Source organism: Streptomyces tricolor, from assembly GCF_002155905.1.
GTDB classification, from domain to species: domain Bacteria; phylum Actinomycetota; class Actinomycetes; order Streptomycetales; family Streptomycetaceae; genus Streptomyces; species Streptomyces tricolor.
The window spans coordinates 1-9,152 of record NZ_MUMF01000135.1; the positions used below are offsets into that span (position 1 = coordinate 1).

8 protein-coding genes are annotated in these 9,152 nt (G+C 71.9%); 2 read left to right on the forward strand and 6 right to left on the reverse strand.

The window, feature by feature from the left end; translation table 11 throughout:
• Window positions 1–15 precede the first annotated feature (15 nt).
• Window positions 16–1,215, reverse strand: coding sequence for a glycosyltransferase (locus tag CCN44_RS10970; protein ID WP_063808582.1), 1,200 nt, complete (start codon window positions 1,213–1,215; stop codon window positions 16–18).
• Window positions 1,212–2,438, reverse strand: coding sequence for a glycosyltransferase family 2 protein (locus CCN44_RS10975; protein WP_086697504.1), 1,227 nt, complete (start codon window positions 2,436–2,438; stop codon window positions 1,212–1,214). The genes CCN44_RS10970 and CCN44_RS10975 overlap by 4 nt, the downstream gene beginning before the upstream one ends.
• Before the next feature lie 511 nt (window positions 2,439–2,949).
• On the opposite strand from CCN44_RS10975, the gene CCN44_RS10980 reads away from it, so the two are divergent.
• Window positions 2,950–4,380 carry an ArnT family glycosyltransferase gene (locus tag CCN44_RS10980; protein ID WP_158103088.1) on the forward strand — a complete coding sequence of 477 codons (1,431 nt, stop codon included), beginning with the start codon at window positions 2,950–2,952 and terminating at the stop codon, window positions 4,378–4,380.
• A gap of 51 nt (window positions 4,381–4,431) precedes the next feature.
• Window positions 4,432–6,903, forward strand: a complete 2,472-nt coding sequence (locus tag CCN44_RS10985) for a galactose oxidase early set domain-containing protein (RefSeq protein WP_086697506.1) — start codon at window positions 4,432–4,434, stop codon at window positions 6,901–6,903.
• On the opposite strand, the gene CCN44_RS10990 is transcribed toward CCN44_RS10985, so the two are convergent.
• The 4 genes from CCN44_RS10990 to CCN44_RS11005 all read right to left on the reverse strand — a co-directional run.
• On the reverse strand, window positions 6,890–7,216 hold the full coding sequence (locus CCN44_RS10990) for a hypothetical protein (protein ID WP_059252328.1): 327 nt from the start codon (window positions 7,214–7,216) through the stop codon (window positions 6,890–6,892). The genes CCN44_RS10985 and CCN44_RS10990 overlap by 14 nt on opposite strands.
• A 47-nt stretch (window positions 7,217–7,263) precedes the next feature.
• Window positions 7,264–7,995 carry a Mut7-C RNAse domain-containing protein gene (locus tag CCN44_RS10995; protein ID WP_059252329.1) on the reverse strand — a complete coding sequence of 244 codons (732 nt, stop codon included), beginning with the start codon at window positions 7,993–7,995 and terminating at the stop codon, window positions 7,264–7,266.
• Window positions 7,996–8,028: 33 nt separating this feature from the next.
• A complete protein-coding gene (locus CCN44_RS11000) occupies window positions 8,029–8,688 on the reverse strand; it encodes a TetR/AcrR family transcriptional regulator (RefSeq protein ID WP_086697507.1) in 660 nt (219 codons plus the stop codon).
• A gap of 137 nt (window positions 8,689–8,825) precedes the next feature.
• On the reverse strand, window positions 8,826–9,152 hold a 327-nt coding region (locus CCN44_RS11005; protein WP_208639752.1), incomplete at its 5' end, for a hemolysin III family protein.

The window sequence follows — 9,152 nt, forward strand, 5'->3', positions numbered from 1 at the left end:
CCCCCGCCCCGCCCCTCAGCCCAGCGGGTCCGGTACCGGCTTGGCCGGGTCCGGTACGGGCACGGCGGCGGGTGCGGCCGTGGGTGTGGTCCGGGCTCGGAGGCGGCGGTACAGCCAGCGGTCCACGATCAGGAAGCGGGCCGTGAAGACGATCGCCATGCTGAGCGCGGTCGCGGGCAGCGGCGACATGCCGCCGCCCGCGATGAGCAGCGCGGCCAGCGGTATGCGGGCGACCAGGTCGGCGTTGCCGACGGCCGCGAAGGTGAGCAGCCGTGCCGTACGCCGGTGGTGGCGCCGCTGGTTGCGGTAGACGAAGGAGTCGATCAGGGCGAAGTTCCACAGCAGCCCGGCCTGGTTGGCGATGATCTCGGCGGGGGCGTAGGGCAGGCCGGGGACCGTCACCGTCAGCAGCCACAGCAGGGCGAGGTTGGGGACGAAGCCGGACAGGCCGATCATGCCGAAGACGATCGCGCGGGCCCTCGGGTCGGCGGTGCGCAGGGTGATCAGATGGCGCAGGAAGCGCACGCCCTCCTTCGCCGTGGACTTGGACGCGCCCGCGTGCCGCTCCCCGAAGGCGTACGGCACCTCGGCGATCCCGCGCGGCCGGCACCGTACGGCCAGTTCCAGCAGGATCTTGTAGCCGAGCGGCTGGAGGCCCTCGTCCACGGCGGCGGCCCGGTCCACGGCCGTACGGCGGATGGCGAAGAAGCCGCTCATCGGGTCCGTGAGGCCGCTCAGCGCGCGGGGGAAGAGGGAGGTGGCCAGCAGGGTCGAGGAGCTGGAGACCAGCTTCCGGTAGCCGCCGGCCAGGCCGCTGCGGTCGCCGCCGGCGGCGTACCTGCTGGCCACGACCAGTTCCGTGCCGGCCGACTCGCCCCGCGCGATCAGCTCGAAGATCAGCTCGGGCGGATGCTGGAGGTCGGCGTCGATGACGACGATCCAGGGCGCGGTGGTGCGGGCGAAGCCCTCGACCACGGCGCCGCCCAGGCCGCCGGCCGGTGCGGGCCGGTGGTGCAGCACCACCGGGAAAGGGCAGTGCGCCGCCTCCTTCTCGATCACCTCGCAGGTGTGGTCGGTGGAGTCGTCGGCGAACACCACCTCGGCGCGGACGCCGTCCGGGACGGCGGCGCCGATACGGGTGAGCAGCGCGGGGATGTTGTCGGCTTCGTTGAACGTCGGTACGACGATCGAGACATGGGCGGGCAGCGCCGTCACCGGGCCTCCTGGGGCTGCGGGGTCTGCGCGGGCAGATGGGCGCCGACGTGGGAGGTCAGCTCCCAGTCGTGCCGTCCGGTGTACTCGCGCCACACGGCGCGCAGCGCGGCGGCGGCCAGGACGACCGCGTACACCGGCCCGCCGGCGACGAGCTTGACGTAGTGCCGGAAGCGGATGCGGAAGCCGTACTCCTTGCCGAAGTCGTGCAGCGCGACGGCCTCGAAGACCACCATCGCGGCCATCGGGATCATCGGCAGCCAGGCGAACAGGGAGAACGGCAGCGGTACGCCGCCGATCAGCGCGGCCAGGATGCCGAGCGGGATCATCACGCCGGTCGCGGCCTGCACGAACGGGGTGCTCAGGGTGTAGCGGGCGAGCAGCCGCTGGCCGACGCCGGGCAGCCGCCGCCACTCGCCCTTGCGCAGCACCTGGAGGAAGCCCTGGTTCCAGCGGGTGCGCTGTTTGTAGAGGCCCTTGAGGGAGTCGGGCGTCTCCTCGCGGGTGACGAGCGCGGAGTGGTAGGCGACGACGACCTTGGCGCCGCCGCTGGACAGCCGTACGCCCAGGTCGCAGTCCTCGGCGAGGCAGTTGCCGTCCCAGCCGCCGGTGTCCCGCAGCAGTGCGGAGCGGACGAAGACGGTGTTGCCGCCGAGCGGGATGAAGCCCTTGCGGGCGTGCAGGTGCAGCCGGCTGCGGAACCAGAAGAAGTACTCCAGGCAGTTGCGCAGGCTGTACCAGCTGCTCTCGTAGTTGATCAGCTGGACGCCGCCCTGGACGACGTCGGCGTGTCCGTGCCGGAAGGCGAAGTCGACGTGTCCGAGCAGCTCGGGGTGGACGACGTCCTCGGCGTCGAAGACCCCGATGACCTGGCCGCGGGCGTGCGGCAGCGCGGTGTTGAGGGCGCGCGGCTTGTTCTTCACCTTATGGGTGTCGACGACCGTGCGGACCTTCTCGGGGTGCTCCTCGGCGAGTTGCCCGGCGATGGCGGCGGTGCCCGGGTCGTCGTGGCCGACGATCACCAGGATCTCGTAGGACGGGTGGTCTATGCGGAGCATCTGCTCGACGGTGTGCCGCAGGACGGCCTCCTCGTGCCGGGCCGGGACCAGCAGCGAGAAGGACAGCCCGGGCTTGCCGTCGGGCTCGGCGAACGCCGTGGACTCGAGCGTCTCCGGGGTGCGCCAGGCATGGAGCATCCACCACAGCGTGACACCGGCGGCCACCATCAGGACGACGGAATCGATGAACAGGACAGCGGAGACCACGAATTCCCCCCTCGGTTCCCTGGTCTTCCTTGTGCTCGCGCAGCGGAACGCGATCGCCGGGCCCTTCACAACCCCCCGGTTCCCCCGGGCCCTTCGGGCGGTACTTCCCCCGGCTTCCGGGGGTGATTTCCCGCATGATCGAAATACGATCGCGGCGAGCTTTCCAGTGAAGCTAGCAGGTTCACCATTTCTCCGGCAATGCGGCGACGGTGCACGAGCGGAATGCGAGATTCCCCTCATGTGGGGGGTCGACCTGTGCCATGATGCTGCGGCCTGCCCGATTTCCAGGGGGTTCGAGGGGGAGGTCCCTGGGGCGAGTCGGGCCATAAGTGGGGGTGGGGGATTCCGCATGGGGACTGCCGTTGTTCTCCGGCCGGAGGCGGAGAATTCACAAGAGGACCGGCCCGCGGCGCGCCGCACATTGTTTCGGCCGGATTATTTCTGGCTTGCTCCGGTAATCATCATCGCGCTCGTGGTACGCGCGCGTGGAATCGGGAAATACCCGTTTCCCAACGACGACGAGGGCACCTATCTCGCCCAGGCCTGGGCCGTGCAGCACGGGGAACTGGCGCACTACACCTACTGGTACGACCACCCGCCGCTCGGCTGGATACAACTCGCCGGGCTCTCCTGGCTGCCCGACCTGCTCCTGCCTGATCTGCCCACCTTCGTCCAGGGGCGCATCGCCATGCTCCCGGTGGCCGCCGTGACCTGCGTCCTGGTCCACCTGGTCGGCCGCCGCCTCGGCCTCGCCCGGCCCGCCGCCACGGGCGCCGTCCTGCTGTACGCGCTGTCGCCGCTCACGGTCGTCCTGCACCGGCAGATCTACCTGGACAACTTCGCCGTCCTGTGGGCGCTGGCCGCGTTCGCCTTCGCCCTCTCGCCGCGCCGCCACCTGTGGCACCACGTCGCGGCCGGCATGTCCTTCGCGCTCGCGGTGCTCTCCAAGGAGACCATCGGCGTGCTCCTGCCGGTGCTGCTAGTGGCGATGTGGCAGGGCAGCCACTCCAGCACCCGCAAGTTCTCACTGGCCGGATTCTTCTCCGGCTTCGTGCTGACCGGCCTGTTCTACCCGCTGTACGCCCTGCTCAAGGGCGAGTTGCTGCCCGGCGCCGGCCATGTCTCGCTGCTCGGCACGCTCAGGTTCCAGCTCGGCGGGCGCGAGGGCAGCGGCTCCGCCTTCCAGGCCGGCACCGACGCCCACCAGCTGTTCGCGGACTGGCTCACCCGCGACCCGTACCTGCTCGTCGGCGGGTCCGTCGCCGCGCTGTGCGCGCTGCCGGTACGGCGCCTGCGGCCCGCCGCCCTCGGTGTCCTGGTGCTCGCCCTGGTCGCGCTCCGGCCCGGCGGATACCTGCCGCAGATGTACATCGTGCAGGTGCTGCCCTTCCTCGCGCTGGCCCTCGCCGGCCTCGTCCAGGCGCTGATCGAGCGGCTGCCCGGCCGGCCCCGGCTGCGGCCCGCCGCCGCCCTCGCCGCGGTCCTCGCCGCCGCGGTGGTCGCCGGCCCCGCCTGGTACCGCCAGGGCCGGCCGGCCGTCACCGCCGACGACAACCGCGTCTACCGGGACGCCGCCCGCTGGCTGCGCGAGACCGACACCGGCGACCGCGACCGGATCCGCCTGGTCACCGACGGCGTGCTCTGGCTGGACGCCGTCGACGCCGGATACCGGCCCGGGACCGGTGTGATCTGGCACTACAAGCTGGACCAGGACCCGGCGGTCACCAAGACCCTGCCGCACGGCTGGAGGGACATCGACTACGTGGTGTCCACGCCCGCCCTGCGCGGCGAGCGTGAGCATCTGCCCACGCTGCGCGCCCTGTTCGCGCACGGCACCCCGGTCGCCACCTTCGGGGAGGGCGGCGGCCGGATCGACATCCTCCGGATCGGCTCCACCGGCTGACCCGGAGGGCCCGCCACCGATCGAGGGGGGACCTCTTTGCCGTACACCGTCATGCCGTACCGCGCGCGCAGACCCGCCGGAACCCGGCCCGCCCGGACCCGCCTGCTGCTGACCGCGCTGCTGCTCTTCACCGCCGCGGCCGGCCTCGGCCCGCTCGGCGCCCAGCGCGCCGACGCCGCGAGCAACCTGGTGAGGAACCCGGGCCTGGAGGTCCTCGACGGCCCGTCCCGGTTCCCGCAGTGCTTCGAGAAGTCGGGCTGGGGGGACAACGACTTCTCCTTCGCCGTCACCGACGACGCCCACAGCGGCAGCCGCGCCGTCCGCATCCAGCTGACCCGGCGCGCCGACGGCGACCGCAAGACGATGATGCTGGAGAACTCCTGCGCCCCGCAGGTCACCCCGGACCATCAGTACGACCTGTCGTTCTGGTACCGGTCGAGCACGCCCGACGTCGCGTTCACCCTGTTCCGGCACGACACCGCCCAGGGCTGGGTCTACTGGACCGACCTCAAGACCCTGCCCCCGTCCGCCGCGTGGACCCGCACCGAGGTGCGCACCCCGGTCATCCCGCCGAACACCGACCGGATCACCTGGGGCGGCGCCCTGTACGGCGTCGGCACCCTCACCACCGACGACTACGCGATGACCGACGCCACCGTCCCCGCCGAACCGGACCCCTGCGCGACGGGCGGCACCGGGCCGGAGTGCCGCGGCCGGTGGACCGTACAGACCGCCGACGCACCGGTGCGCGCGATCCACTCGGTGCTGCTGCACACCGGCAAGGTGCTGCTGATCGCCGGCTCCGGCAACGACCAGGACGCCTTCCGCGCCGGCACCTTCAAGACCAGCCTGTTCGACCCGGCGACCGGCGGCTACACCGACATCCCGACCCCGGAGGACTTCTTCTGCGCCGGGCACGTCCAGCTCCCGGACGGCCGGGTGCTCGTGGTCGGCGGCAACAAGGACTACGCCGCCCCGGACGGCAGCGTCGGCTACAAGGGCCTGAAGAGCAGCTACGTCTTCGACCCGGCCCGGAACACGTACGTCAGGGTCAACGACATGCTCGCCGGGCACTGGTACCCGTCCGCCACCGCGATGGGCAACGGTGACGTCGTCGCGCTCGGCGGGCTCGGCGAGGACTCCTCCGGCACCGTCGTCAACGAGCACTTCTCCTACGCCCGGAACAAGTGGCTGCCGATGGGCGAGGCCAAGCAGGCCTGGTCCTTCTGGGGGCTGTACCCGTCGATGATCCTGCTCCAGGACGGCCGCCTCTTCTACACCGGCAGCCATGTCTTCGGCAACGGCCTGCCCGGCACCGGCGCCTCCGTCTACGACTACGACGCCGGCACCATCAGCGAGGTGCCCGGACTGCGCAAGAAGGACGAGCGCGACCAGTCGATGTCGGTGCTGCTGCCGCCCGCCCAGGACCAGAAGGTGCTCACCATGGGCGGCGGCCACCACGTCGTCGCGCCGGACGCCCACCGGCTGACCGACCTGATCGACCTGAAGGCCGCCTCGCCGCAGTACGTGCCCGGCCCCGACCTGCCGCAGGGCCACTACGCCGACGGCAGCCCGCAGACCGGCGCCCAGGGCAAGGTGTACCTCTCCGCGGTGATCCTGCCCGACGGCAAGGTCCTGGAGACCGGCGGCGCCCTGCACACCTACCGCGAGGACCCCGTCTTCGAGGCCTCCCTGTACGACCCGGCGACCAACACCTTCCAGGCCGGCCTGGCCACCGACCCGGTCCCGCGCACCTACCACTCCTCCTCCACGCTGCTGCCGGACGGCCGGGTGCTCAGCATCGGCAACAACCCCGGTGACGGCTCCTTCGACCAGCGCGTGTCGATCTACCAGCCGCCGTACCTGTTCCGGGGCGACCGGCCGCAGATCACCTCGCTCGCGAGCACCCGCTGGACGTACGGCACCACGCAGCGCATCACCGTCGACAAGCCGGTGGTGAAGGCCTCCCTGATCCGCCCGGCCGCCGTCACCCACTCCTCCGACCCCAACCAGCGCTATGTCGACCTGCCGATGACCGTCGACGGCACCACCATCGACCTCAGCCTGACCAGCAACCCGAACCTGGCACCGCCCGGCTGGTACATGCTCTCCGTGGTCGACGCCGGCGGCGTGCCGTCGGTGTCCAGGTGGGTCCGCATCGGTTCCGAGGGACAGGTCGCCGCGGCCCGCGTGCAGTCCTTCGCCGACGAACTGAAGGCGAGCGAACACAGCGAGAGCGGACCGGCTACGAGCGCACCGGGCACGAGCGCACCGGCACAGGAGTCGGCGCACCGGCACCACGGCGTGAAGATGGCCGAGGGCTACGACGGCTGCGACCACGCCTACGGCGAGATCAGCCAGTGCGTGCCGTGGTCGTTCCCGAAGATGCCGCGGGCCGAGCGCTGCACCTGGCTCCTCGACAAGGGCTACGGCCGCATGAAGGTGCACGGCAGGGACCGCCACCACCTGGACCGTGACAAGGACGGCATCGCCTGCGGGAAGGGGGACGTCAGGCGTAGCTGAGGATCAGCCCGGCCAGCAGCAGCTGGGCGCACCACTGGACCACCACGGCCCCGAGCCTGGCACCCGTCCACCGGGCCCGGGGCCACACCAGCGCGGCCACCCCGGCCACGACCGAGGTCCAGAAACTGCCGTACAGCAGCCAGCCGGGCACCGGCGAGCAGTCCTCCCCGTAGGTGAGGCACCGGCCGGCCCGCGGGCCGGAGAGCGTCACGAGCGCGCAGAAGAACACCATCGGCAGGAGCAGCCCGAGCCCCCACCCCGCCGCGGTGCGGGCGTCGTCCCGGACCTGGTCGGTGGTCTGTGCCGTGTTCATGCCCTCAGCCAACCGCGCGGGCCGGTCCCGGGGATCGGCCCGCGTACTCAGTCGGCGTGGGTACGCATGCTCAACGCCCGCTCCACGACCGCCTCCAGCTGATCGTGGTGCGCGCCCTTCCAGTACGCGCGCCCGCAGGCCGTGCACTGGGCGAAGACGTCGTACGAGCGTTGGGTGCCGCCCTTGAGCTGGTCGGCGACCTCTTCCTTGGCGGCCTGCCGCAGCAGGCCGTTGCAGGCGGTGCAGCGGGTCCAGGGGCGCAGTTCGGGGGCGAAGCGGTCGAGGACGTCGTGCAGCTGGTCGTCGGGGCGGGTGCTGTAGACGAACGCGCCGGCCCACAGCTCCCGGCGGCGCAGCAGGCCCCGGTCCCGGCTGAGCATGACCCGCTTCTCGGCCGCCGAGCGGGCGGCCAGCGCCGGGTCGCCGATGTCCGTCGACTCGTACGCCGTGTCCACGCCGAGCAGCCGCAGCCGGCGGGCCAGCGTGCCGAGATGGACGTCGAGGAGGAACCGGAGGGGCGCGCCGGGCACCCGCTGGGGCCGCTCCACCGGCCGGACGACGACCCGCTCGGCCGCCTCCGGGACGTGCGAGGGCGGGACCGTGCGGCCGTCCACGACCAGCGCGCCGACCTCGGTGAGGGGGACCCCGAGGGACTCGATGACATGGCCGAGCGTCGAGACGCCGTCCGTGGCCAGCGCCGTGGCTCCGCCGCGGCGGGCGGCCGGCACGAACAGATGGAGTTCAGGGGCGACTTCGACGAGGATCTCGGGTCCGTTCACCCCGTCAGCATCGCACGGGACGGTGTCCGGACCTCAGCGGTTTTCGCCGGGCAGCCCGTGCTCCAGGACGTCGAGGGCGCGGTCGACCAGGCCCGCGAAGTCGTCCTGGTGGCCCCGCTCCGCCCAGTACAGGGAGGCCTCCATCAGGCCGCCGACCAGGGACATGGCGTAGACCCGCACCTCCAGGCCGTCCGGGTCGCGGCCGGTGCGCTCGGCGATGGCCTGGCAGAGCATCCGGCCGGTGACCGACATGCTCTCCATCATCCGCGAGCGCACCGCGGGGACCTGGACCATCAGGTGCGTCCGCAGCCGGGTGATCCGCGCGTCCTCCTCGACGCCCAGCCGGACGGCCCGCCGGAGCACCTGCCGGATGGTGTCCGGCCACGGCTCAGCCGGGGGCCGCTGCCTGATCTCCTCCAGGAGGAGCGCGTCGTACTCGTCCGTGAGGACGATGTCCTCCTTGGTCGGGAAGTACCGGAAGACGGTCGACGGCGACACCTCGGCCCGGTCGGCGATCTGGTCGATCGTCGTGGCGTCGTAGCCCTGCTCCTCGATCAGCGCGTACGTCGCCGTCCGGATCGCCTCCCGGGTCTTGATCTTCTTCCGCTCCCGCAGGCCGAGACGGGGGCCGTCGGACGAGGACGCGGAGGCGGCGGAGGGGGAGGAGGCGAGTGGGGAGTGTGCGGCCGTCATGCCGGTCATTGTCCGGCATCCGCCGTGGTGGCGGCCACGGCCGGAGCCTCCTCCCGCCCCACGCGCCGGACGGCCGGCGCAATAAAAATAAGGGCCACGGCTCGGCGGCCGTGGCCCTGGAAGGGGCGGAGGGCGGTCTACGCGTGCTGGTACGCCACCAGCGAGATGCCGACGTAGTGGACGACGAACGCGGCGAGGGTGAGGGAGTGGAAGACCTCGTGGAAGCCGAACCAGCGCGGTGACGGGTTCGGGCGCTTGATGCCGTAGATCACGCCGCCGGCGCTGTAGAGCAGGCCGCCGACGACCACCAGGACCAGGACGGCGATGCCGCCCGTGCGCAGGAAGTCGGGCAGGAAGAAGACCGCCGCCCAGCCCATCGCGATGTAGCACGGCGTGTACAGCCAGCGCGGGGCGCCGACCCAGAAGACGCGGAAGACGATGCCCGCCGCCGCGGCGGCCCATAT